The organism is Streptomyces sp. NPDC001927 (assembly GCF_053594455.1).
In genome coordinates, this window is record NZ_JBSFEN010000002.1 from 348076 (window position 1) to 371955 (window position 23880).

A 23880-nucleotide genomic window follows, 5' to 3' on the forward strand; every position below is an offset into this window, starting at 1 on the left:
GTGCGGTGAACTCCTGTGCCTGACGGAGGTGTTACGGCTGTACGGAGGGGTTACGGCTGTACGGGGGTGGTGGTGCGGCGCGCGAGGGCGACGTACACGAGCGCGGAGACGAGGGCGCCGAGCAGGGTGAGGTCGGCGCCGCCGAGCGGAGCGACGAGGGGGCCGGTCCAGAGCTCGGAGTCGCAGGTCAGGGCGGCGAAGACCATGCCCGCGAGGAGGGCGACGACACCGGCGGGGTGCCAGCCGCCCCGGTACCAGTAGGCGCCGTGCTCGCCGGCGTGCAGCGCCGCGGAGTCGTAGGTACAGCGGCGCAGCACCATGTCGGCGAGGAAGACTCCGCCCCAGGGGGCGAAGACGATGATCAGGAGGGAGAGGAAGGCGAGCAGCGAGGTGGTGAAGTCGATGAGGAACAGCGCCCCGAGCGAGCCGAGCGCGGTGACGGCGGCGCTGACGACGATGGCGCGGGCGCGGGTCCAGGGGATGCCGAGGACCTGGAGGTTCAGGCTGGAGGAGTAGAGCGTGATGATCGAGTTCGTCACCGATCCGCCGAGGACCAGGGCGAGGAAGAGCGGCTGGAACCAGCCGGGGAGCAGCCCCTCGGCGCCGGCCACCGCGTCGGTCATGTCGGTCTGCGTCGCGGCGGCGACACCGGCGACACCGAGGGCGACGGAGGAGAGGAAGCCTCCGAGCGCGCCGCTCCAGGTGAGGGCCTTGAGGGAGGTGGTGCGCGGCAGGTAGCGGGTGTAGTCGGCGGGCATCGGGACGTACGAGATGGGGCCCGCGAACATGACGACGAGGGCGAGGCTCCAGGCGGAGACGCCGGGGATCTCGGCGGGGGCGGCCGTGTCGGCGCCGGGCAGGACGAAGACGAGCAGGGCGGCGAAGCCGAGGGCGAGGGCGTAGGCCATCCAGCGTTCGGCGAACTGGACGGTGGCGTGGCCCCAGAGCGCGACGGCGAATGTCATCGTGAGGGTCACGAGCAGGGCGAGGGCGCGGGCCGTGTGGCCGCCGGCCCAGCCGAGGTCGGCGAAGAAGGCTTCGAGGGCGAGGGTGCCGACGACCGTGTTGACGATGGTGTAGCCGATGCTGACGATCCAGTTGAGCAGTCCGGCGGGCCAGTTGCCGCGCACGCCGAAGGCGGCGCGGGAGATGACGAGGGTGGCCGTGCCGGTGCGGACGCCGCTGAGTCCGGCGGCGCTGATCGCGAAGAAGGAGAGACCGCCGATCACGACGACGGCGGTGGCCTGCCAGAAGGAGAGGCCGAAGGCGACGGCGAGGGCGCCGTTGATGACGTAGGTGAAGGTGAGGTTGGAGCCGAACCAGAGCCAGAAGAGGTCCTTGGCGCCGCCGTGGCGCTCGGCGTCGGGAATGGGGTCGATGCCGTGGCCCTCCACCTGGAAGACCTCGTCCTTCCGGACCTCGTCGCGGAAGCTCTCGTCACGACCGGTGTCCGGTGCTCTCTCCTGGTGCAGCATGCCCACTCCCCAGACTTTGAATGACGTTCTAGAACTTAGAACAGGGTTCAAGATGTGCGAGAGGTGGCGGCCGCGTCAAGACCTCGGGGACCTGCGGTTAAAGTCGTGACCTGTCGGGCGACGGGGACGGAGGCGGAACGGGTGGCTGGGTCAGCACGGCGGCGCGACGGGCACATCACCCAGGAGCGGATGCTCGAGGAGGCCATGGCGGCCATCGCCGAGGACGGCCTCGCGGCGCTCACCATGTCGGCGCTGGCCGAGCGCCTGGGGACCAGCGGCGGCCACATCCTCTACTACTTCGGCAGCAAGGACCTGCTGCTGCTCGCCGTGCTGCGCTGGAGCGAGGCCGCCCTCGCCGACGAGCGCCGGGCGCTCCTTGCACGCCGGCTGACCGCGGAGCGCAAGCTCGACCTGTTCCTGCGGCTCTACCTGCCGCATGGTCCGCGCGATCCGCGGTGGATGCTCTGGATCGAGCTCTGGGCGCGCATACCGGCGAACGAGGCGCTGCGCGAGGCGCAGCGGGACCTCGACCGGGGCTGGCAGGAGGACCTGGAAGCCCTGCTCACCAAGGGCGTGGCCCAGTCGCGCTTCGCGCCGATGGACACGGACGAGGTGGCCGCGCGCGCCTCCGAACTCCTCGCACTCCTCGACGGCCTGAGTACCCGTGTGGTGCTCGGCGAGCAGTCCGGCCCGGCCGCGCGCCCTGCGCTCGACGCCGCCCGGTCGGCGGCGGCACTCCTGGTGCCGCGCGGCTGAGGCGACTCAGGGCGCGCCCCCTGGCGGTTCCCAGGGTTCGGGCGCGGTGTCGGTGAAGGGCCAGTCCGGGGCGTCGGGGTGGCGGCGCATCTGCTCGGCGTACCAGCGGATCTGCTCGGTGTGCAGCGCCGGCCGGGACAGTTTGGCGACGGCGGGGTACGAGTCCGCGATCACCTGGGCCAGGGCGAGCGCGGCCTCGGCGTCCGACGCGGCGTCCCCGGGGTGGGCGTGCGGGACGCCGTACCACTCGGCGACGGCGCGCAGGGAGCGGCGGCCCGGGCGGTAGCGGTCGGCGTGACGGTCCAGGACCAGGGGGTCGCAGACGGGGGCGACCCCCTGCGGGAGCCGTTCGGTCAGCGGGGCCAGGCCGTGGCGCCGGAGTTCGGCGTGGAGGGTGGTCAGGACGTACGGGGAGAACCAGACGACGAGCACCTCGTGCGCGGCGAGGTGGTCGGTGAGGACGGTCGCGAGTTCGTCGAGGGCCTGGGGCGCGGGGACGCCTTCGGCGCGGGCCCGCTCGACGGCGGCGCCGAGCGCCGCCCCCTCTTCGGAGACCGGAACGCGGAGATTGGATCCAATATCCATGATCCAATCTCCGATATGTCCGTCGGAGCCCCGCACCGACGCGGAAAGGATCCGATCCACCGCCGTCCGGTAGCCGGTGGACACGATGTCCACCGCCAGCAGACGGCGGTGGTGCCAGCCCGGCAGATTCTGCCGGGCCGGCGGCGCCGGTTCGGGCACGTGCCCCGGATGGAAGACCTGCCAGCCGTCCGACGGGCCATGGCCGTGCCGGAGGACCCCCGTCCCGGCCGGTACGACCGCCCCGCAGACCGCGCAGGGACCGTCGTACTCGTTGGTGAGGTCGGGGGCCCCGGGGCTCATGAGGTCCCCGCACCGTCCCGGTACGCCTCGAGGAGCCGCAGCCAGGCCTCGCTCAGCGTCGGATAGGAGGGGACGGCGTGCCAGAGCCGGTCGATCGGGACCTCTCCGACGACGGCGACGGTCGCGGAGTGGATGAGTTCGCCGATGCCCGGCCCGACGAAGGTGACGCCGAGGACGGTCTCGCGGTCCAGGTCGACGACCATCCGGGCGCGGCCGCGGTAGCCGTCGGCGTAGAGGCCGGCGCCGGCCACCGAGGTGAGGTCCAGGTCGACGGCGCGGACGCGGTGCCCGGCGCGCTCGGCCTCGGCGAGCGAGAGCCCGACGGCCGCGGCCTCGGGGTCGGTGAAGACGACCTGCGGCACGGCGGCGTGGTCGGCGGTGGCCGTGTGCGCGGCCCAGCGCCCGTTCTCCGGGAGCGAGGCGCCGGAGGCGCGGGCGGCGATGGCCGCTCCAGCGATCCGCGCCTGGTACTTGCCCTGATGGGTCATCAACGCCCGGTGGTTGACGTCTCCCACGGCGTAGAGCCAGTCGCTGCCCTCGACCCGGAGGGTGTCGTCCACCGGGAGCCAGGAGCCGGGCTTCAGACCGACGGTCTCCAGGCCGATGTCCTCGGTGCGCGGGCTGCGCCCGGTCGCGAACAGGACCTCGTCGCCCTCGACCCGGTCGCCGCCCTCCAGGACCACGGTGACGGGACCGGTGCCCCCGTCGCGTACGACGGCGGCGACGGAGACTCCCGTACGGACGTCGGCGCCGCCCTCGGTGAGCGCGTCGGCGACGTGGCCGCCGACGAAGGGCTCCATGCGGGGCAGCAGGCCCTTGCCGCGCACCAGGACCGTCACACGGGAGCCGAGCGCCTGCCAGGCGGTCGCCATCTCCGCCGCGACCACTCCCCCGCCGACCACGATCAGCCGCTCGGGGACCTCCTTGGAGCTGGTCGCCTCGCGGCTGGTCCACGGCCGGGCCCCGGTCAGCCCCGGCAGGTCGGGCAGGGCGGCGCGGCTGCCGGTGCAGACGGCGACGGCGTGCCGGGCGGTGAGGACGTGCCGGTCGCCCTCGGGCCCTTCGACGGTGACCTTCCGCTCGCCGTCGAGCCGGCCGTGGCCGCGGTAGAGGCGGGCGCCGGTGGAGTCGAGCCAGCCGACGGCGCCGTCGTCCTTCCAGTCGGAGACGTAGTAGTCGCGGTGGGCGAGCACCGCCGCCGCGTCCAGGGGACCCTGGACCAGCTGCCGCAGCCCGGGGACCTTGCGCGCGTCCGAGCGGGCGATGGCGGGCCGGAGCAGCGCCTTGCTGGGCATGCAGGCCCAGTACGAGCACTCGCCGCCCACCAGTTCGCTCTCCACGACGGCCACGCTCAGGCCCGCCGCCCGGGCCCGGTCCACCACGTTCTCGCCCACGGGTCCCGCGCCCAGGACCACCACGTCGTACTCGTGCTCCACCTCATGTGTCATGGGCCCCAGTCTGGTGGCAGGTGTGCGCCGTGGCCACAGGGGAAGGCGTGGCGTGCACGCAGGGGATACGCACGGTGCACCCGTGGAACTCGGCCTCCGCACGCGTGGGGCGGCGCGGAATAGCGCGGCTCGATACGCGGTTGTGCGGGGCGAGTCCCCAGGGGACCGTGATGGACACCCGCCAGGAGACCCGGAGAGGTAGAAAACATGAGCACTGTCGAGCTCACCAAGGACAACTTCGACCAGATCGTGAGCGAGAACAGCTTCCTTCTGATCGACTTCTGGGCTTCCTGGTGTGGTCCGTGCCGCCAGTTCGCGCCGGTCTTCGAGGCCGCTTCCGAGCGCCACGAGGACCTGGTCTTCGCCAAGGTGGACACCGAGGCGCAGCAGGAGCTGGCCGCCGCGTTCGAGATCCGCTCGATCCCGACGCTGATGATCGTCCGTGACAACGTGGCCGTGTTCGCCCAGCCCGGAGCGCTGCCGGAGGCGGCTCTGGAGGACGTGATCGGCCAAGCGCGGAAGCTGGACATGGACGAGGTGCGCAAGTCCATCGAGGACGCGAAGCAGCAGCAGGGCCAGTAGGGGCGGCTGCGGCAGCACCATGCGGGGGCGGTACGGGAGTTCCCGTACCGCCCCCGCTTCGTCTGCCCGACGCTGCGTCCGGTCAGCGCTCCAGGACGAGCGCGAGACCCTGGCCGACGCCGATGCACAGGGCCGCGAGCCCCGTTCCCGAGCCGGCCGCCGCCAACTGGTGGGCCACCGCGCCCGCGAGCCGCGCCCCGGATGCGCCCAGCGGGTGCCCGATGGCGATGGCGCCGCCGCGCGGGTTGACGATCTCCGGGTCGAGTTCCGGCCACTCGGCGAGGCAGCCGAGGGACTGGGCGGCGAACGCCTCGTTCAGCTCGAAGGTCGTCAGATCGGCGAAGGAGCGACCCGCCTTGTCCAGCGCGCGCCGGACGGCCTCCACGGGCCCGAGCCCGAAGAGCTGCGGCTCGATTCCGGTGACCGCGGAGGCGCGGATCCGGGCGAGCGGCTCGCGACCGGTCTCCCGCAGGCCCTCCTCGTCGACGAGGAGCAGGGCCGCGGCGCCGTCGTTGAGCGGCGAGGCGTTGCCCGCCGTCACGGTGCCGCCCTCGCTCCGGAAGGAGGGCTTCAGCTTGGCGAGGGCCTCCATGGAGGTGGTGTCGCGGATGCACTCGTCGCGGGTCAGCTCCACCCCCGGGTACGGCACGACCTCACCGTCGTACAGCCCCTTGCCCCACGCCTCGGCCGCCTTGCGGTGGCTGGCCAGGGCGAAGGCGTCCTGCTGCTCGCGGGTGAGGGCGTGCTTGTCGGCGACGAGCTCCGCGCCCTCGCCGAGCGAGACCGTCCACTCGGCGGGCATGCGCGGGTTGGTCATGCGCCAGCCCAGGGTCGTGGAGTACATCTGCTGGTGGCCGGCCGGGAAGGCGCGTTCGGGCTTCTGCATGACCCAGGGCGCGCGGGACATCGACTCGACGCCGCCCGCGATCGCCACGGACGCGTCGCCCAGCGCGATGGCGCGCGCGGCCTGGATCACCGCCTCCAGGCCGGAGCCGCACAGGCGGTTGAGGGTCACGCCGGGGACGGAGGTGGGGAGGCCCGCGAGCAGGACGGCCATGCGGGCCACGTCGCGGTTGTCCTCGCCGGCACCGTTGGCGTCACCGAAGTAGACGTCGTCGATCCGGGCCGGGTCGAGCGCGAGTACGCGGTCCACGAGCGACCTGACCACGTGGGCGGCGAGGTCGTCGGGGCGTACGGCGGAGAGCGCGCCTCCGAACCTGCCGATCGGGGTGCGGACGGCGTCGACGATGTAGACGTCGCGGATGCTCATCGGTTCTCTCCCACGTGCCCTGGGGACGGTCCTCTTCGACCGACCGCCCACCCGTGCGTTCGCCTGGTGAATTTTCCTTCGTTGACGTGCGCGCAGAGTCTCCGCCCGGCGTGGGTTCCTGTCAACGGTGCCGAGCGGCGATACGTGGTGGGCGAAAGAACCCGGTCACGCCGCCGGCGCCGGCCGGACCAGCGCCGTCAGGCCGTAGTCCAGTTCGCGGCCGTCGACCAGGAGCGCCTCGACGGTACGCGTCTCGGGGTCGATGTCGGCGGCGATGCCGTGCCCCTCGTAGCGCGGGTAGCCCGAGGAGCCCGTCCGGCCCGTGGCCTCCACGACCGCCGACCGGACCGCGCTGTCCTCCACGGACGCGCCGCCCCGGTCCTCCACGTGCTCGGAAACGAGCAGGATCTCGAAACGCCGCGGCAGTGTGCTCATGCTTCGACGCTAAGCCGCTTCGCCCCCGGGCGCCCGCCACGACAGCACGCCCGCCGTGAAAGGCCCGGGATCAGCTGGACTCCCGGGGGATCACCCGCGAGGCCATCAGCTCCTGCGCGCGCGGGGTGGCCTCGGGGTCGCGGACGGCGCTGTCGACCAGCTCGGCCAGGTGCCGGCCGATGACCATGTCGATCTCCACGGTCGTGAGCCGGGGCCGCAGCAGCCGCCCGAGGAGCAGATCGTCCGAGCCCACGACGGCCGTCTCCCCGGGGATGTCGATCCCCGCGTCCTGGAGCGCGCGCATCAGCAGCATCGCGTACTCGTCGTTGTACGCGAACACCGCGTCGAGGCCCAGGTCGCGCCAGCGCCCCGCGAGTGCGTTGGCCGCCCCCTCCTCGTACCGCAGCGGCAGCGGTACGACGGTGGCGTCGGTCCCCGCCACCGCCTGGCGGGCGCCGTCGAGGCGGGGTCCGGAGAACATCTCCAGGCCCGGCTCCTCGGGGAGCACCACGCCGATCCGGCGCCGCCCGCGCTCCACCAGGTGCTCGGTGGCGACCCGCCCCACCCTCCCCTGGTCCATGACCAGGGCGTGCGCGCCCTCGACGCGGTGCGGGCCGACAGTGATGACGGCCTTGGCGCCGGAGCGCTTGAGGATCTCCACACCGCCCGGGGAGAGCTGGACCTCCCCCAGCGAGACCACCGCCACGGGCCGGAGCTCCGCCCAGGCGCGCGCGGCCTCGTCCCCCTCGAGCCCGAGGCTGCCGTACTGCACGACGGTGTAGTCGAGGCGGCGCAGGGCCCACTGCAACTCGTTGAAGAACTGGCTGTACAGGGGGCCGATCGGCACGTGCGCGGTGGGCAGCAGGACCATCCGGCTGTGACCGGCGCGCAGGCTGCGGGCGGCGGCGTGCGGGACGTACCCCAGCTCCTCGGCCGCGTCGCGGACCCGCTGCCGGGTCGGCTCGCTGATCCGTACGGCCGCCGTGTTGTTCAGGACGTACGAGACGGTGGCTCTGGAGACGCCCGCGAGCCGCGCCACATCGGCGCTCGTCGGGACGGGACGTTCGGCGGACTGTTTGGGTGACTGGCTCATCGCTCCGGCATCTTTCCAGAACAATCCGGCCCCGAGTCTGGCGGATGGCCGGATTCGAGTGCTACACAGTGATTACACGCGTCAGTGACACGTGTAACTCTCTCGAAACTTCCGCTCTCGCCCCCGCACCGGGCGATCTTCACCAGGAGGGCAACGTGGCCCTTTCCTCCTCCGAATCCGGAAGAGTCGGCACCACCGGAGCCGAGGCCCCGTCGGGCCCCCGGCCCACCCGTGGGCTGCTGCCCCTGCTCCTCGCCGGGAACACGGCGATGTACGCGCTCTACGTCGGCGTGCCCGGACTGCTGCTCGCGCTGCAGATCGAGGACATCGACCCGGCGAACAAGGTGGCCAACTTCGGTCTGATCTCCGGCGTTTCCGCGATCTTCGCGACGATCTTCAACCCGGTCGCCGGCGCACTGTCGGACCGCTCGGGCCGCCGCAACCCGTGGATCCTGGCGGGCGGTCTACTCGCGATACCGGTGATGTTCCTGCTCGGCAGCGTGCATACGATCCTGCTCGTGCTCATCGCCTGGTGTCTGGGCCAGGCCGTCATGAACATCTACCAGGCCGCGATCACCTCCGTCGTGCCCGACCGGGTCCCCTTCGCCGCGCGCGGCAAGGCCTCGGCGGCCGTCGGGCTCGGTCTGCCGATCGGTTCCACCATCGGCGCCCTTGTCGGCGCCGCGTTCTCGGAGAACTACCGCACCGGGTACCTGGTCTTCGGCGTGATCGTGGCGGCCACCGCCGTCCTGTTCACCACCTTCGCCCGTGAGGAGCGGATGCCCGCCAAGGCGCCGCTGCCCGTGAAGCAGCAGCTCGCCGCCTTCGGCAGCGCGCTCAAGGACCACGACTTCCGCTGGGCGTTCATCGGCCGCGCGCTGCTCGTCCTCGGCTACTTCGCGGTCGCCGGCTTCCAGCTGTACATCCTCAAGGACCACACCGACCTGCCGGCCGGGCTCTCTCCCGAGGAGGCCGTGGCGATCCTCATGCCGCTCAACTCCGTGGCCATGGTGGTCTCCACCGTCCTGGGCGGCTGGCTCTCCGACCGCTACGACCGCCGCAAGCTCTTCGTCGGCGCCTCCGCCGCGCTGGCCGCCGTCGCGCTGGTCATCCCGGCCGTCTCGTCGAGCTGGACCGCGATGCTCGCCTTCTCCGCCGTCAACGGCCTCGGATTCGGCTGCTACATGGCGGTCGACACGGCGCTGGTGACCATGGTGCTGCCGAAGGCGGAGGACGCGGCCCGCGACATGGGTGTGCTCAACGTCGCCAACGCGGGGCCGCAGATCGTCGCACCGTTCGTCGCCTCGCTCGTCGTCTCGCTGAGCGGCGGGTACACGACCCTCTTCCTGGTCGCGGCCGTCCTTTCGGTCCTCGGGGCGCTCGCCGTGCGTCCGATCCGCGGCGTGCGCTGAGCCCGGGGCGCGCGGGCCGGGTCGGGCCGGGGTGGGCCGATTCCGTACGCGCACACACCCGTACGCTCGTCGGGCCACCCGTACGACCCGTACGCCCGATCCGCGAGAGGCCTTGACGTGCTGCTGAACACCCGTACTTGGGGATCCGGTGACCGGATCGCGCTCCTGATCCACGGGATCATGTCCGACCACCGCACCTGGCGCCGGGTCGGACCGGCGCTGGCCGAGCGCGGCTACCGGGTGATCGCGGTGGATCTGCGCGGTCACGGCGCGAGCGGCCGGGCGGCCGGGCCCGAGGGGTACGGACCCGGGGACTACGCCGACGATCTCGTCGAAACCCTGCCCGCCCGGGCCGAGTTGGCGCTCGGTCACTCGCTCGGCGGGCTGGCCCTGGCCGGCGCCGTCGACCGGCTCGCGCCGCGGCGCGCCGTGTACGTGGATCCGGCCTGGCACATGTCGGCCGGGGACACGGGCGACCGCATGGAGCTGTTCGTCGCGGCGAAGTCGCTCGCGCGGGAGCACATCGCGATGTTCAACCCCCGCTGGGAGGAGGAGGATCTCGACGTCGAGATGGCCACCTTGCGGCTCTGGGACGAGCGTTCCACCCACGGACTCGCGGCGTGCGTGGGCCGTGATCTGTGGCCCGCGAAGCCCGTCGTCCCCGCGCTGGTCACGCTGTCCGACCCGAGCTGGCTGGTCTCGCCGGAGAACGCGCGGATGCTGGAGGAGCGCGGCTTCGACGTCCGTACCGTAGTCGGCGCGGGACACACGATCCACCGTGACGATTTCGACGGGTTCATGGCCGCCCTGGAGGGCTGGATCTGACGTACCGTGTGGTCATGGACGACGTCTCGATGGTGGGCCTGCTCGGCCGGGTGACCGGCACCGTCGGGCCCGGCCTCGTCGGCGAGGTGATCGTCCGGATCCGGGGCGGCGCCGAGCACTTCCTCGCGTACGCGGCCGACGCCAAGGAGCGGATCCATCCCGGAACGGTCGTGATGGTCGTGGAACATCTCCCTCCACGCACCGTGTATGTCACAGCCGCGTACGACAGTTGACCGAAGCGTTGAGCGCTCGTCCGTCGAGGCGCACACTCCCTTCACCGGATCCGCACGGCTCCGGTGAAGGGGGAGCTGCCCATGGCCATCGGCATCGTGGCGGGCGGCGTGGTCGTCGCCGTCCTCGTCCTCATCGCACTGTTCAAACTCATGTGGCGCGTCGCCGAACCGAACGAGGCGCTGATCATCTCCGGTTCCAACCACAAGATGGAGGGGCTCGGCGAAGGCATGGGCTTCCGGATCGTCACCGGTCGCGGCACGCTCGTGATGCCGGGCGTCCAGGCGGTACGGAAGCTGTCGCTCGACCTCAACGAGACGCAGTTGCAGGTGGAGTGCGTGACCCACCAGGGCATTCCGCTCAAGGTCCGGGGTGTGGTGATCTTCAAGGTGGGTGACGACTTCGTGTCGATCGCCAACGCCGCCCGCCGTTTCCTCGACCAGCAGAAGCTCATGTCGGAGCGTGTGCACATCGTCTTCGCCGGTCATCTCCGCGCCATCGTCGGCGGGTTGACGGTCGAGGACATGATCCGTGACCGGGAGAAGCTGACCGGGCAGGCGCGTTCGGCCTGTGGCACGGAGATGGAGAAGCTCGGTCTGATCGTCGACTCGCTGCAGATCCACGAGATCGAGGACCCGACGGGGTACATCAAGAACCTGGCCGCGCCGCACGCGGCGGCGGTCCAGCGGGACGCCCGGATCGCGCAGGCCGAGGCCAACCGGCGGGCCACCGAGGCCGAGCAGCAGGCCGCGGCGCGGATGTCGGAGGCCACCAGGGACAGCGAGATCCTGCAGGCCGGCTACCAGGCGGAGCGGGACCAGGCGTCCGCGAAGGCCCGGCAGGCCGGGCCGCTGGCCGAGGCGGGGGCGCGGCAGGAGGTCGTCGTCCAGGAGACCCGGGTCGCGGAGCTGGAGGCGCACCGCAAGGAGCAGCAGCTCCAGGCGGACGTCCGCAAGCCGGCGGACGCGAAGGCGTACGAGACCCGGACCCGTGCCGACGCCGAGCGCGACGCCCGGATCTCGGCGGCGCAGGCGGAGGCGAAGGAGACCGAGCTCGCCAGCGCCGCGCGGGCGACGGCGACCCGGCTGACGGGTGAGGCGGAGGCGGCGGCCCAGCAGGCGCGGGGGCTCGCCGTGGCCGAGTCGACCCGGGCGAAGGGTCTCGCCGAGGCCGAGTCGATCAAGGCGCGGGCGGCGGCCCTGGCCGAGAACCAGGAGGCCGTGGTCGCTCAGCAGCTGGCCGAGAAGTGGCCGGAAATCGTCGAGGCCGGTGCGTCGGCCTTCGGCAACGTGGATCAGATGATCCTGCTGAACGGCGCGGACGGCATGGCCGAGATGTTCGCCAAGGCCCTGACCATGGGCGGGACGGGTCTGGGTCTCGCCCGGCAGCTGCTCGCGAACATGAGCCCGGCGGCGGCAGCGGCGGAAGCGCCCGCGCTGAAGCTGAACGGCGCGGCCGCGCCGGCTCCCCCGGTGGAATCCATCCCGCTCGCCGACGAGGCGTAGCCCTGAGGGCCGGGCCCGGTGCCGTGATGGCGCCGGGCCCCGGTCGTGGCGAGCGGAAGGTCAGTTGTGGCCGAACTTCCGTTCCTTCTTGTGGGAGACCTGCTCGATGATCGGCCGCGGCGTCTCCCGCACGACCGGTGTCGATTCCTTCGCCGCCGCTTCGGTCCGGTGTTCGTGGCCGCCCGTACGGGCGCCCTTGTTCACCCGGGTCTGTTTCTTGCCCACGATCGTGCCTCCTGACAGCGGTACTCGGACGCTGGGGCAGTTTTCGGCCTCTGGGGCCGTTTTCAGCCTCGCACGCGAGTACGAGCACCGCATGTCAGGGACGGTGCCGGTCAGGAGCTCCGCCGGTCAGGTACCGAGGACGTCCTGGAACGCGCCGAGTGTCGCCCGACCGGCCGTGCGGTCGAGGATCGCGAAGACGATCTCGTCGAAGTGGCCCGCGAAGCGGCCACCGTCGGTGAGCAGCGCCCGGAACGCCTCGGCGACCTCGGCCGGGTCGTTCTGGAAGACACCGCACCCCCAGGCGCCGAGGACGAGCCGCCGGTAACCACCCGCGACGGCGGTCTCCAGGACCCGCTCGGCACGGGCGGCGAGGGCGGCCGGAATCCGTTCGGCCAGGTCCGGGGTCCGCCGCCGGACGACGCCCGCGTTGGGGGCGGGCGAGGTGAGGAAGCCGACCGTGAACGGCTCGTCCAGGAGTCCGCCGCGGTCGTCGCGGAAGACCGGGACGCCGGGCGAGAGGATCACGCGGTCCGTGTAGAAGGCATCCTTCTCGGCCCGGTGGTGCGCGTAGAACTCGGGGGCGCGCAGGAGGGTGGTGTAGAGGGCGGAGGCCCGGCAGACCGCCTCTTCCTGGGCCTGGGCGCCGTTCAGATAGCCACCTCCGGGGTTGCGGGCGGAGGCGAAGTTCAGGACGGCGACCGGGGCGGCCGGATCGGCCCGGGTCAGCCGGCGGGCGGCGACCAGGCTGCTCTCGTCGGTGACCTCGATCGCGGTGGCGCGGTCGGTGTCGGGGGTCACGGGGACGGGACCGGGGCCGTACATCCTGGTTCCGGCCACCGCGGCGCTCAGCTCCTCCTCGAGGGAGACGGACCGGCCGCCGGGGGCCCGGTACCGGCCCGCCTCGACGATCTCCTCGGTCTGCTTCGCGATCCCCCGCAGTCGTGCGCTCATGCCCGGAAGCATGATCGACTCCGCACTCCGGGGGCAACGGGTTATTCACCCTGAGGCCGATGAGGCGCTCTTGCACGCCCGTCGGCGGTGGCTTTAGGTGGAATCAGCGCCTATGAGGGCGCCCCATAGGAACACCTGTCGGAACAAGGAACAGGAACAGGAACAGGAACAGGAGGGAACGACATGTCGCCGAGCGGTATACCGCGGAGCGGTCCCGCCATCAACGAGGACGAGGCGGAAGGCCTGCTGCGATGTATCTGCTTCAAGACGGGCCCACCCCGCACCGTCGGGGTGGAGGTGGAATGGCTCGTCCACGAGCTGCGCGACCCGCGGCTCCCCGTCCCGGCCGAACGGCTGGCTCCGGCCTTCGACGCCGTACGGTCCCTGCCCCTCGCCTCGTCGCTCACCCTCGAACCCGGCGGACAGCTGGAGCTCAGCTCGCCTCCCGCCGACTCCCTCATGAGCTGCGTCGACACTCTCTCGGCCGATCTGCGCACGGTGCGTGACGCGCTCTCCCCTCTCGGACTCACTCTCAGCGGATACGGGGTCGACCCCTGGAACGCGCCGCGCGAGCGGCTCCTGCGCGAGCCCCGCTACGACGCGATGGAGACCGCCCTCGACCGTACGGGCCCCGCGGGGCGGGCCATGATGCGCGACTCGGCGTCGGTGCAGGTCTGCCTGGACGCCGGTCACGAGGAACCGGGTCCGCTCGGCTACCACCGCCGCTGGCAGCTGGCCCATCTGCTGGGCGCGGTGCTCGTGGCCGCGTTCGCGAATTCTCCGCTCCACGGCGGACGCCGGACCGGATGGCGCTCGACCCGGCAGGCCCTGTGGACCGACCTCGACCCGGCGCGGGCGCTCGCCCCCGACCCGGACCGCGAGCCGCGCGACGCCTGGGCGGCGCACGTCCTCGACACCCCGGTGATGTGCGTACGGGGCGAGGACGCGCCGTGGGCCGTGCCGGAGGGGCTGACCTTCCGGGAGTGGCTGCGCACCGGGCGTCCCCGGCCTGCCGACGTGGACGATCTGCACTACCACATGACCACTCTCTTCCCGCCGGTGCGACCGCGCGGGCATCTGGAGCTGCGGATGATCGACGCTCAGCCCGGTCCTGACGGCTGGGTCGTGCCGGTGGCCGTGACCACGGCGCTCTTCGAGGACCCGGAGGCGGCCGAGACGGTCTACCGGGCGGTCAAGCCCCTCGCGGAGCGGGCGGGTTCGGTGGCCGCTCCCCGTAATCCGCTCTGGCTCGCGGCGGCCAAGGACGGCCTCAAGGACACCGAACTGCACGCCGCGGCTCTCGTCGCGTTCCCGGCGGCGCTCGACGCGCTGCCCCGGATCGGCGCGAGCCCGGCCGTCGTCGCCGCCGTGGCCGCCTTCCACGAGCGCTATGTCCTGCCCGGCAGCTGTCCCGCCGACGATCTCCTGGAGGTGGCGTCATGACCGTGACCGACGACCCGTCGGCCCTGCGGGCGCGGGCGCTGGACGCGCTCACCACCGCGCGGGCCCGTACCGCGCTGCTCACCTCCTGTGTCGAGGACGACGAACTCACCGCGCAGCACTCCCCGTTGATGTCGCCGCTGGTGTGGGACCTGGCCCATATCGGCAACCAGGAGGAGCAGTGGCTGTGGCGGGCGGTCGCGGGACGTGACGCGCTGCGCCCGGAGATCGACTCGATCTACGACGCCTTCGAGCACCCCCGCGCCACGCGCCCCACGCTGCCGCTGCTGCCGCCGGCCGAGGCCCGCGCGTACGCCTCGGACGTACGGGGCCGGGTCCTGGACGTCCTGGAGCGGACCCCGTTGGAGGGCCGGCCGCTGGTGGAGGCGGCGTTCGCCTTCGGGATGATCGCCCAGCACGAACAGCAGCACGACGAGACCATGTTGATCACCCATCAGCTGCGGAAGGGTCCTCAGGCGCTGACCGCTCCCCCGCCGCCCGCGACGGAGACCGGTCCGCTCCCCTCCGAAGTCCTGGTCCCCGGTAGTGCGTTCACGATGGGTACATCGGACGAGGCCTGGGCGCTCGACAACGAGCGTCCGGCGCACACCCGGGTCGTCCCTTCGTTCTTCATCGACACCGTGCCGGTCACCAACGGCGCCTACATGGCGTTCCTGGCCGACGGCGGCTACACGGACGAGCGGTGGTGGCATGCGGAGGGCTGGGAGCAGATCCGCAAGCACGGGATCGCCGCGCCGCTGTTCTGGCGGCGGGACGGCGCCCAGTGGACGCGGCGGCGGTTCGGCGTGACGGAGCCGGTGCCCGAGGACGAGCCGGTGGTGCACGTCAGCTGGTACGAGGCGGACGCCTACGCCCGCTGGGCCGGGCGCAGGCTGCCGACGGAGGCCGAGTGGGAGAAGGCGGCCCGGCACGACCCGTCGACGGGACGTTCGCACCGCTATCCCTGGGGCGACGCCGACCCTGCGCCCGAGCACGCCAATCTCGGTCAGCGGCACCTGCGGCCCGCCCCGGCCGGCAGCTACCCGGAGGGCGCTTCGCCGCTCGGGGTACGGCAGTTGATCGGGGACGTGTGGGAGTGGACGGCCAGCGACTTCCTGCCGTACCCGGGGTTCACGGCCTTCCCGTACAAGGAGTACTCGGAGGTGTTCTTCGGTCCCGCGCACAAGGTGCTGCGCGGTGGGTCGTTCGCGGTGGACGCGGTGGCCTGCCGGGGCACGTTCCGCAACTGGGACCTGCCGGTGCGCCGGCAGATCTTCTCCGGCTTCCGGACCGCACGCGACGCGGAGCTCACCTGATGTGCCGTCATCTGGCGTATCTGGGGCCTTCGGTGGCGCTCGGCGAGCTGCTGACGGAGCCGCCGCACGCGCTGTACCGGCAGTCCTGGGAGCCGCGCCGCCAGCGGTACGGCACGGTCAACGCGGACGGCTTCGGGGTCGGCTGGTACGCCGAGGAGGATCCCGTGCCGGCCCGCTACCGGCGGGCCGTGCCGATCTGGGCCGACGCCCCGTTCATGGACCTCGCGCGCGTGGTGCGCGCCGGGGCGTTCCTCGCGGCCGTACGGGACGCGACGGTGCCGGGGGCGGACGGGGAGGCAGCAGCGGCCCCGTTCGCGTCCGGGCCGTGGCTGTTCAGCCACAACGGGGCGGTGCGGGGCTGGCCCGGCTCCCTCGCCCCCGTGGCGGCGACGCTCCCGGCCGAGGAGCTGCTGTCCCTGGAGGCCCGTACCGACTCGGCCCTGGTGTGGGCGCTGGTGCTGCACCGACTGCGGGCGGGCGACGGACTGGACCGGGCGCTCGGGGACACCGTGGTGGAGGTTGCCGAGGCGGCCCCCGCGTCACGCCTGAACCTGCTGCTCACCGACGGCGCCACCATCGCGGCGACCGCCTGGGGGGACTCCCTCTGGTACCGGACGGAGCCCGGTCCGCCGGGCGCCGCCCGCACGGTCGTCGCCTCCGAACCGTACGACGACGATCCGCACTGGCACGAGGTGCCGGACCGCACCCTGCTGACCGCCACCCGTACCGACGTCACCCTCACCTCGCTCAAGGAGCCCTCCTCGTGAGTCCGTTCCAGCTGACCCGCACCCTTCCCGAGGACGCCACGGAGGCCGATCTCCGCGCCGACGTGCTCCACGGACTGACCCGTACGCCCAAGGAGCTGCCGCCGAAGTGGTTCTACGACGCGCGCGGCAGTGAACTGTTCGAGGAGATCACCCGGCTGCCCGAGTACTACCCGACCCGCGCCGAGCGGGAGATCCTGATCGACCGGGCGCCGGAGATCGCGGCGGCGACGAGGGCACGGACCCTGGTCGAACTGGGCTCGGGCTCCTCGGAGAAGACCCGTTTCCTGATCGACGCCCTGCTGCCGGAGCTGGACAGCTACGTGCCGGTGGACGTGAGCGAGTCGGCGCTGAAGGGGGCGGCCGACGCGCTGCTCGTGGACCGGCCGCAGATGCACATCCACGCCCTGGTCGCCGACTTCACCCGGGGGCTCGCCCTGCCCGGGACTCCGGGGCCGCGTCTGGTGGCGTTCCTCGGCGGCACGATCGGCAATCTGCTGCCGGCCGAGCGCGAAACGTTCCTGCGCTCGGTACGGGCGATGCTCGCGCCGGGCGACGCGCTGCTGCTCGGCACGGACCTGGTGAAGGACGAGGCGACGCTGGTCGCCGCGTACGACGACGCGGCCGGGGTGACGGCGGCGTTCAACAAGAACGTGCTGGCCGTGATCGCCCGTGAACTGGAGGCGGACGTCGAGCCGGACGACTTCGAGCACGTCGCGCGCTGGGACCGTGAGCGGGAGTGGATCGAGATGCGGCTGCGGGCGCGGCACGCGCTGACCGTGAAGATCCCGCAGCTGGATCTCGTGGTGCCGTTCGAGGCGGGCGAGGAGATGCGGACGGAGGTGTCGGCGAAGTTCCGTCAGGCGGGTGTGCGGGCGGAGCTGGCCGAGGCCGGGCTTGAGCTGACCCGCTGGTGGACGGACAAGGAAGGGCGGTTCGCGCTGTCGCTGGCGACGGCGCGCTGAGCCGCCTGAGCGAGCGCACGACGGTTCGGATACTGGATCGTGGATATGGGATCCAGTATCCGAATTTCGGCGGTGAGTCCGCGGGCGGCGACGACCCGCCAGAGCGAGGCGCCCAGCGGATCCTCCCCCACGAAGGCCGCGGGCCCGACCGGCCGGTAATCGAGCCGTACCGGTAGCACCGGTACGGAGGCGTCGAGAGCCGCCTGGAACGCCGCGTGCCGGAAGGCGCCACCGCCGCGGCCGCACCAGGTCGAGCCCTCGGGGAAGACGATGACCCGGCCCCCGCCGGACATGGCCCCCGCCATCGCGCGGACGGTGCCGGGCAGGGCCCGCAGCCGGTCGCGGTCGATGAAGAGGGTGCCGCCGCGCGCCGCGAGCGGGCCGAGCACCGGCCACTGCCGGACCTCCCGCTTGGCGAGCATGCGCCCGGGGAGGACGGAGGCGACGAGCGGGATGTCCAGCCAGGAGATGTGGTTGGCGACGATCAGGAACGGCGCGCCCGCCGGGACGGTGACCCCGGTGACCTTGATCCGGACGCCGAAGGACCGGAGGACCAGCCGGCACCACACCCGGACGAGCGCCTGCCGGCCCGCCGCCGGCAGCAGCGCCGCCAGGGGCGCGAGCAGCACCCCGGCGAGGACGGCGACGATGCCCGCGACCAGCCGGAGCACCGCCAGAACGGACCCGGCGACCGGGCCGGAGTGCCGTGCGCAGGGGTCGGGCGCGCACGGCGACGTCGGCAGCCAGGGGGAGACGGGGCCGGCGGTGGTCACTGCGCCGGGGCGAGGGAGAGGAAGTGGTTCAGGTAGCGGGGGTTGGTGTTGCGCAGCGACAGCAGGACGTAGAGGTCGGCGACCCCGAAGTCCACGTCGTGGGCGGGCGCGCCGCAGACCCAGGCCCCGAGCCGGATGTAGCCGCGCAGCAGCGGCGGGAGCTCCACGCGGCCCTCGGGGCGGGCGATCCCGTCCGGGGTCCAGAGCTTGTGCGGGGTGACCCAGTACTCCTCGGGGGCGAGGTGCTTGGCCTTGACCCGGTCCCAGGTGGCGGCGGCGAGCGTACCCCCGTCGTTCAGCGGTATCGAGCAGCACCCGGCGAGCCAGTTGTGGCCGGTGCGGGTCATGTAGCGGGCGAGCCCGGCCCAGATGAGGGCGATGACGGCGCCGTTGCGGTGCGCGGGGTGGACGCAGGAGCGGCCGACCTCGACGAGGTCGTCGCGGATGGGGCCGAGGCGGCCGAGGTCGAACTCGCTCTCGGAGTAGAGGCGGCCGGCGATCCGGGCGCGGTCGGGCGGCAGCACCCGGTAGGTGCCGACGACCTCGCCGGTGGTCTCCTCGCGGACGAGCAGGTGGTCGCAGTAGGCGTCGAAGGCGTCGATGTCGAGGCCCGGCTCGGGTCCGTCGAGGTGGGCACCCATCTCTCCGGCGAAGACCTGGTGGCGCAGGCGCTGGGCGGCGCGGACGTCGTCCTGGTCGCGGGCGAGGCAGACGATGTAGCGGGGCTCCTCGGCAGGCGCGGCCGCGGTCTGGGGCTGCGGCTGGGCCGGGACCCCGCTGAGCGGGGCGCCCGTCAGGGGGGCGCTCATGAGGGGGAGACCGGCGGGGACGGGGACAGCGGGTGCGACAGTGGCTGCGGGTGACGGTGCGGGCATGTCGGGCTCCTCCGGCGTACGGAAGGGGGACGGTGAGGGCCGGACCGGGTGAGCGGTGGTCCGGCTCCTTACTTCTTCCGTGGCCGATTGGATTCGACATGACCGTTCGGGGGATCGCGGGTGTGTAGGCGCTGAATGCTGGTCGGTGGACCCCGCGCCGCCTGCCGGTTCGACTCGGTGCTGTCCGGCGGATCAAGGCCGGACAGCACCGGGCTCCCCGCTACTCCGCGAGCGCCTCCGTGATCTGCGTCGAGGCCGCCTCGGCGGCCTTCTTCGGGTCCTCGCCCTGGAGCACGGCGGTCATGTAGGGCTTGATCGGGTTGGTCGCCTCGACGTCGGCCCACTGGGGCGAATTGGGCGTGGCCCTGCCGCGGGCGGCGCCGACGGCCATGACGGCGGTGGCCTCCTGGCCCTCGACGACCGAGGCGAGGGAGGTCTTGTTGGGGACGTAGTTCATGGCGCGGGCCAGCTCCGTCTGCCACTTCTCGCCGGCCAGGGCTTTGACGACCTCGATCGCGGCGTTCCGGTGCGGCGCGTTCTCCGGGACGATCAGGTCGGAGCCGCCGGTGAAGACCGCGCAGGGCTGCCCGGCCTTCTTGCCGGGTATCGGGAAGAAGCCGAGCTTGTCCTCGAGCTCCGGGTTGGCCTTGGTGATGGCGGCGACGGCGCTCGGGGTGGCGATGATCTGGGCGACGTCGCCCTTGGCGAAGACCTCGGCCTGGGGAGGCGTCTGCTCGTCCGCGTTCTTGGGTCCCGAGCCGAGCGACTGCAGGTCCTTGTAGAAGTCCATGCCGCGCAGCGCGGCGGGGCTGGCCAGAGCGCCGGTCCAGTCGCCGCCCTTGTCCACGGCGAGCTCGCCGCCCTCGTCCCAGATGAACCCGGAGAGCGTGTACCAGTCCTGACCGGCGAGGTAGATGCCCTGCGAGCCGTTGCGGTTGAGCTTCTCGGTGTCCTCGAGCCACTCGGCCCGGGTGGCGGGCGGCTTGGTGACGCCGGCCTGCGCGAAGAGGTCCTTGTGGTAGATCACCACGCGGTTGGCGGCGTACCAGGGGATGCCGTACTGGGAGCCGCCGATGCGGCCGGGCTCGGCGAGGCCGGGCAGCCAGTCCGCGCTGCCGAGGTCGCGTATGGACTCCAGGGTCAGGTCGTAGAGCTTGTCGGTGTCGGCGTACTGGGCGACCTGGGTGTTGCCGACCTCGATGACGTCGGGGCCGCCCTCCCCCTTGATGGCCTCGGTGACCTTCTTGCCGATGCCCGTCCACTCCTGAATGGTGAACTTCAGCTCGACGCCCTTGTGCTGGGCCTCGTAGTCGGCGGTGAAGCGCTTCAGGAAGTCCTCGCTGACGCTGTCCCGCATGAGCCAGACGTTGACCGTGCGGGTCTCGTCGCCGGAGCCGGGGAGGAGTCCGCAGCCGGCGAGGGCCAGGGCGGTGGCGGCCGCCAGCGGACAGACCAGGTGTCGGTTCTTCACGTAGGTCACCTTCTGCGTCCCAAGAAGGGACTGCGGTTGGGGAGCTGACCCGTCGTGGGGGGACCGAACGGCGTGTTCGTGCGGGTGTGTGGGTTGGATTCTGGTCTGGACCAACGGAGCGGTCAAGCCCCGGACGTTCCGGTTCCGGACGGGCGCGCGACACGCGCCCGTCCGTTACCGCGGGTAGGACTGGGTGGGCCGTGACGTCAGACGGCCGGTACGGAGTCCTCGAAGGCCGTGCCCGCCGTGCGGTACGCCGCGATCCTGGCGGCCACCTGCGCCGGGGTGAGGACCTGGTCCTTCACGTGCAGGACGTAGTCGACCTTCTGGTCGTAGGACCGGGGTGTGGTCGAGGTCTGGCCCTGGAGGTCGATGATCCACTGGTTGAAGTTGATGGACATCGGGCGTTCGGGCAGATAGCGGGCGTCGTGCCGGCCGAACTCCTGGCCGTCGACGTAGTAGACGATCGTGCTGTCGTCGATGGTCAGGACGAGGTCGTGCCAGCCGGCGTAGCTCGCGCGGACCTCGGAGTGCTGGTTGACGGCCTCCCACGGGTCGGGCCGGTAGGTCTCCCACGAGGTGGTGTAGAGGATGTTCGCGGGCTCGCCCCAGCCGCCGTTGGGCAGGTACTCGAAGTCGTATTCGGCGTAGTCGTCGGCCATCGGCGCCTTGAGGTCGTTGATGGTGAAGAAGGTCTGCACGAGCCGGTCGCCGTCCGGGCCTGAGAGCGGCGCGTCGGAGAACCTGACCCGTGCCGCGTACGTACCGTTCCTGAACTTCATGGACCGGGTGAGGATCTCGGTCTGCCGGGTCGACTCGGCGGTGCCGGCCGTCGAGGTCCGCAGGTTCATGATCGAGTTGGTGCCCTCCTTGGCGAAGGTCACGTTCTCGGGCGCCCAGCCGGCCCCGGGCACGCCCGGGCCGCCGGAGTTGGACCGCACGCTCCAGCCGTGGGCGGCGATCGACGGGTCGGTGTGGCCGGTGTAGTCGAAGTCGTCGAAGAGCGCGGCCCCTCCGGTGGGCGGCGGGGTGGTCGGGTCGGTGGGCGTCGGGGTGGGCTCGTTGCCCGCGGGCGCCGTGCCCCAGACCTGGACGCCGCCGACGGTGGCGGTGACCTTGCTCCAGTTCGCGTACGTCGTCTGCGTCGGGCCGAAGGAGTAGTCGTCGCTCTGGTTCAGCGGCTGCCAGTTGGAGCGGTGGAAGCGCAGCTGCATGTCGCCCGTGTCGGCGCCGGGGGCGAGACTGCCGGCCCCGGCGGTGAAGCCGACCTCCAGATAGCGGTCGGCGGTCGCGGTGGGGTTGGCGAGGGTGCCGAAGGTGCCGGTGAGGTTCGCGCAGCCCTTCACCGCCCAGGAGCAGGCGTAGGTGTACGAGGCTCCCGCGTCGGCCTTGAAGTAGTACCGCAGCTTCACCTGGCTCAACGGGACGCTCGACGAACCGGAGTTGACCACCTTGAACCAGGGCTCGACCTGGTCGCCGCCGGTGGCGCTCTGCCGGTACTGGACGGTGACGGCCTCGCCGGCCGCGGCGGCCGGGAGCGCGGTCAGGGCGGTGGCGCCGAGGCCGGTCACGCCGGCGACGGCGAGCGCGGCGCGTATCCGCAGTGTCGTCTGGCGGGTGCTCGTTCGGGTGCTGGTTCGGGTGCTCGTTCGGGCACTCATGAGGTTTCCTCTCCTTGCGCGGAGGTGGGGGAAAGGCGGCGCGGCACCCGGAGGGTGTCGAGCCGGGTCCGGTGGTGGCGCAGCCGCGCCTGGAAGCCGGGCCAGTCCCGGCGCCCGGTCCAGGCGGTCTCGGCGAGGGCGCAGAGCCGGGGGAAGGCCAGGTACTCGGCGTGGGCTCCGGTGGGGACGTACTCCGTCCACAACTGGGCCTGGGTGCCGAGGACGCGCGCGCTCTCCTCCGGGCTCCAGTGCGCGGGCGCGGGGTCGGTGCGGAGCACGGTGCGCAGGTCGACGACGGCTCCGGGCTGGCCGGGCGGCTCGTCCGGGCTCGCCGACTGGGGGTAGTCGAGGTAGGTGGAGCGGTGCGGCGCCATGACGACCTCGTGGCCCCGGCGGGCGGCGGTGCGGCCGTGGGCGGAGTCGCGCCAGGGCATCACGGTGAAGTACGGAGGGAGGTCGGCGCCGGTCTCGGTCCAGCCGAGCGGGTGGCGGCCGGCGGCGAGGAGATGGCCGCCGATCCGCTCCATGAACCAGCCGTGCAGGGCGTCCGGACCGTCGAGCCCCTCGTCGGCGACGCGCCGCAGGGCGGCGGGCGAGGCGTGCCACTCGGTGGTGGGGCACTCCTCGCCGCCGATGTGGACGTACGGCGAGGGGAAGACGTCCATCACCTCGTCGAGGACGTCGCGGCAGAAGTCGAGGGCCTCGTCGTGGACGCCGAGGACGGTGTCGCAGACGCCCCAGCGGTCCCAGACGGGGAGCCGGCGGTCCGGGCGGTTGCCGAGCGAGGGGTAGGCGGCGAGGGCGGCCCTGACATGGCCGGGCATCTCGATCTCGGGAACGACGGTGATCCCGCGTTCGGCCGCGTGCCGTACCAGGGCGGCGAGTTCGGCGCGGGTGTAGGCGCCGCCGTGCGGATGGCCGCCGATCTCGGTGAGCCGGGGGTGGGCGGCGACCGGCATGCGCCAGCCCTGGTCGTCGGTGAGGTGGAGGTGGAGGACGTTGAGCTTGTGGAGGGCGAGCAGGTCGACGTATCGCCGGAGGAAGTCGATCGACCGGAACGTACGGGAGACGTCGAGCATGGTGCCGCGCCAGGAGAACCGGGGGACGTCGGTGATCTGGACGCAGGGCACGCTCCACTCGACCCCGACGACCGGGTGATCCAGCAGGGCCTCGACGGGCAGGAGTTGACGGAGCGTCTGGACCCCCGCGAGCAGCCCGCGTGGGGTGGCGGCCCGTAAGAGCACGCCGTGCTCGCCGACGGTCAGGCCGTAGCCCTCGTCGCCCAGGCCTGTGAGAGCGGGGTCGACGGCGAGGACGACGGGCCCGTCGGGGCGCTCGGGCAGCCGCAGCCCGGTGGCCGGCCCGAGAAGGGTGCGCAGCAGTGCGGCGGCGCCGTGGGCGCCGGGGGCGACCCTGAGCGCGGTGGTCTCGTCGAAGGTGAACCGGCCTGGCAGTGCGGTGAGTTGGGTGGGTTCGGGCACGAGCGGGGGTGTGCGGAGGGCGCGGAGTGTACGCATGGTGA

Annotated in this window: 23 protein-coding genes; 10 read left to right on the top strand and 13 right to left on the bottom strand. The window is 72.4% G+C overall.

The window, feature by feature from the left end; all coding sequences use genetic code 11:
* Positions 1-50: 50 nt before the first annotated feature.
* Positions 51-1475, bottom strand: a complete 1425-nt coding sequence (locus ACWCO8_RS06165; protein WP_451031171.1) for a purine-cytosine permease family protein — start codon at positions 1473-1475, stop codon at positions 51-53.
* Between the two features lie 141 nt (positions 1476-1616).
* Between ACWCO8_RS06165 and ACWCO8_RS06170 the strand changes: the two genes are divergently transcribed.
* Positions 1617-2231: a TetR/AcrR family transcriptional regulator gene (locus ACWCO8_RS06170; protein WP_451031172.1), complete on the top strand. Its 615-nt coding sequence runs from the start codon at positions 1617-1619 to the stop codon at positions 2229-2231.
* Positions 2232-2237: 6 nt separating this feature from the next.
* Here ACWCO8_RS06170 and ACWCO8_RS06175 read toward each other — a convergent pair whose 3' ends face one another.
* Entirely contained in the window at positions 2238-3116 is an 879-nt protein-coding gene (locus ACWCO8_RS06175) for a 3'-5' exonuclease (RefSeq protein WP_451031173.1), read from the bottom strand.
* Complete coding sequence (locus tag ACWCO8_RS06180; protein WP_451031174.1) at positions 3113-4564, bottom strand: dihydrolipoyl dehydrogenase family protein; 1452 nt, start codon at positions 4562-4564, stop codon at positions 3113-3115. Before ACWCO8_RS06180 ends, ACWCO8_RS06175 begins: the two co-directional genes overlap by 4 nt.
* A 207-nt stretch (positions 4565-4771) precedes the next feature.
* On the opposite strand from ACWCO8_RS06180, the gene trxA reads away from it, so the two are divergent.
* The gene (trxA, locus tag ACWCO8_RS06185) at positions 4772-5146 is read left to right on the top strand and encodes a thioredoxin (RefSeq protein WP_362003084.1); all 375 of its coding nucleotides are present in this window, start codon (positions 4772-4774) and stop codon (positions 5144-5146) included.
* A gap of 82 nt (positions 5147-5228) precedes the next feature.
* Here trxA and ACWCO8_RS06190 read toward each other — a convergent pair whose 3' ends face one another.
* The 3 genes from ACWCO8_RS06190 to ACWCO8_RS06200 form a co-directional block, all read right to left on the bottom strand.
* Positions 5229-6416, bottom strand: a complete 1188-nt coding sequence (locus ACWCO8_RS06190; RefSeq protein WP_451031175.1) for a thiolase family protein — start codon at positions 6414-6416, stop codon at positions 5229-5231.
* A gap of 165 nt (positions 6417-6581) precedes the next feature.
* Positions 6582-6851, bottom strand: coding sequence for a hypothetical protein (locus ACWCO8_RS06195; RefSeq protein ID WP_362003080.1), 270 nt, complete (start codon positions 6849-6851; stop codon positions 6582-6584).
* Between the two features lie 70 nt (positions 6852-6921).
* On the bottom strand, positions 6922-7944 hold the full coding sequence (locus tag ACWCO8_RS06200) for a LacI family DNA-binding transcriptional regulator (RefSeq protein WP_451031176.1): 1023 nt from the start codon (positions 7942-7944) through the stop codon (positions 6922-6924).
* A gap of 155 nt (positions 7945-8099) precedes the next feature.
* Between ACWCO8_RS06200 and ACWCO8_RS06205 the strand changes: the two genes are divergently transcribed.
* From ACWCO8_RS06205 to ACWCO8_RS06220, 4 genes are all read left to right on the top strand, one after another.
* Positions 8100-9356, top strand: coding sequence for an MFS transporter (locus ACWCO8_RS06205; protein WP_451031177.1), 1257 nt, complete (start codon positions 8100-8102; stop codon positions 9354-9356).
* Between the two features lie 117 nt (positions 9357-9473).
* Positions 9474-10181: an alpha/beta fold hydrolase gene (locus ACWCO8_RS06210; RefSeq protein WP_451031178.1), complete on the top strand. Its 708-nt coding sequence runs from the start codon at positions 9474-9476 to the stop codon at positions 10179-10181.
* Positions 10182-10195: 14 nt separating this feature from the next.
* Positions 10196-10414: a hypothetical protein gene (locus tag ACWCO8_RS06215; protein WP_361967461.1), complete on the top strand. Its 219-nt coding sequence runs from the start codon at positions 10196-10198 to the stop codon at positions 10412-10414.
* Between the two features lie 81 nt (positions 10415-10495).
* On the top strand, positions 10496-11917 hold the full coding sequence (locus ACWCO8_RS06220; RefSeq protein ID WP_451031179.1) for a flotillin family protein: 1422 nt from the start codon (positions 10496-10498) through the stop codon (positions 11915-11917).
* A gap of 60 nt (positions 11918-11977) precedes the next feature.
* On the opposite strand, the gene ACWCO8_RS06225 is transcribed toward ACWCO8_RS06220, so the two are convergent.
* Together ACWCO8_RS06225 and ACWCO8_RS06230 are read right to left on the bottom strand one after the other, a co-directional pair.
* Positions 11978-12142, bottom strand: coding sequence for a hypothetical protein (locus tag ACWCO8_RS06225; RefSeq protein WP_362003070.1), 165 nt, complete (start codon positions 12140-12142; stop codon positions 11978-11980).
* Between the two features lie 126 nt (positions 12143-12268).
* Positions 12269-13093: a TIGR02452 family protein gene (locus ACWCO8_RS06230; protein ID WP_451031180.1), complete on the bottom strand. Its 825-nt coding sequence runs from the start codon at positions 13091-13093 to the stop codon at positions 12269-12271.
* 183 nt (positions 13094-13276) lie between these two features.
* Between ACWCO8_RS06230 and egtA the strand changes: the two genes are divergently transcribed.
* Genes egtA through egtD form a run of 4 tightly spaced genes read left to right on the top strand, consistent with a single transcriptional unit; the run spans position 13277 to position 17578 of the window.
* Positions 13277-14536, top strand: a complete 1260-nt coding sequence (gene egtA, locus ACWCO8_RS06235; protein ID WP_451031181.1) for an ergothioneine biosynthesis glutamate--cysteine ligase EgtA — start codon at positions 13277-13279, stop codon at positions 14534-14536.
* On the top strand, positions 14533-15849 hold the full coding sequence (gene egtB / locus ACWCO8_RS06240; protein WP_451031182.1) for an ergothioneine biosynthesis protein EgtB: 1317 nt from the start codon (positions 14533-14535) through the stop codon (positions 15847-15849). The genes egtA and egtB overlap by 4 nt, the downstream gene beginning before the upstream one ends.
* Positions 15849-16616: an ergothioneine biosynthesis protein EgtC gene (egtC, locus tag ACWCO8_RS06245; protein ID WP_451031183.1), complete on the top strand. Its 768-nt coding sequence runs from the start codon at positions 15849-15851 to the stop codon at positions 16614-16616. Before egtB ends, egtC begins: the two co-directional genes overlap by 1 nt.
* A complete protein-coding gene (gene egtD / locus ACWCO8_RS06250; protein WP_451031184.1) occupies positions 16613-17578 on the top strand; it encodes an L-histidine N(alpha)-methyltransferase in 966 nt (321 codons plus the stop codon). Before egtC ends, egtD begins: the two co-directional genes overlap by 4 nt.
* Here egtD and ACWCO8_RS06255 read toward each other — a convergent pair.
* The 5 genes from ACWCO8_RS06255 to ACWCO8_RS06275 form a co-directional block, all read right to left on the bottom strand.
* Positions 17473-18351, bottom strand: a complete 879-nt coding sequence (locus ACWCO8_RS06255) for a lysophospholipid acyltransferase family protein (RefSeq protein WP_451031185.1) — start codon at positions 18349-18351, stop codon at positions 17473-17475. The genes egtD and ACWCO8_RS06255 overlap by 106 nt on opposite strands.
* The gene (locus tag ACWCO8_RS06260; RefSeq protein ID WP_451031186.1) at positions 18348-19160 is read right to left on the bottom strand and encodes a GNAT family N-acetyltransferase; all 813 of its coding nucleotides are present in this window, start codon (positions 19158-19160) and stop codon (positions 18348-18350) included. Before ACWCO8_RS06260 ends, ACWCO8_RS06255 begins: the two co-directional genes overlap by 4 nt.
* Positions 19161-19446: 286 nt before the next feature.
* The gene (locus tag ACWCO8_RS06265; RefSeq protein ID WP_451031187.1) at positions 19447-20697 is read right to left on the bottom strand and encodes an extracellular solute-binding protein; all 1251 of its coding nucleotides are present in this window, start codon (positions 20695-20697) and stop codon (positions 19447-19449) included.
* 206 nt (positions 20698-20903) lie between these two features.
* Positions 20904-22358 (bottom strand): cellulose binding domain-containing protein, encoded by a 1455-nt coding sequence (locus ACWCO8_RS06270; RefSeq protein ID WP_451031188.1) that lies wholly within the window; start codon positions 22356-22358, stop codon positions 20904-20906.
* Positions 22355-23875, bottom strand: coding sequence for a beta-N-acetylhexosaminidase (locus ACWCO8_RS06275; protein WP_451031189.1), 1521 nt, complete (start codon positions 23873-23875; stop codon positions 22355-22357). Before ACWCO8_RS06275 ends, ACWCO8_RS06270 begins: the two co-directional genes overlap by 4 nt.
* Positions 23876-23880 lie beyond the last annotated feature (5 nt).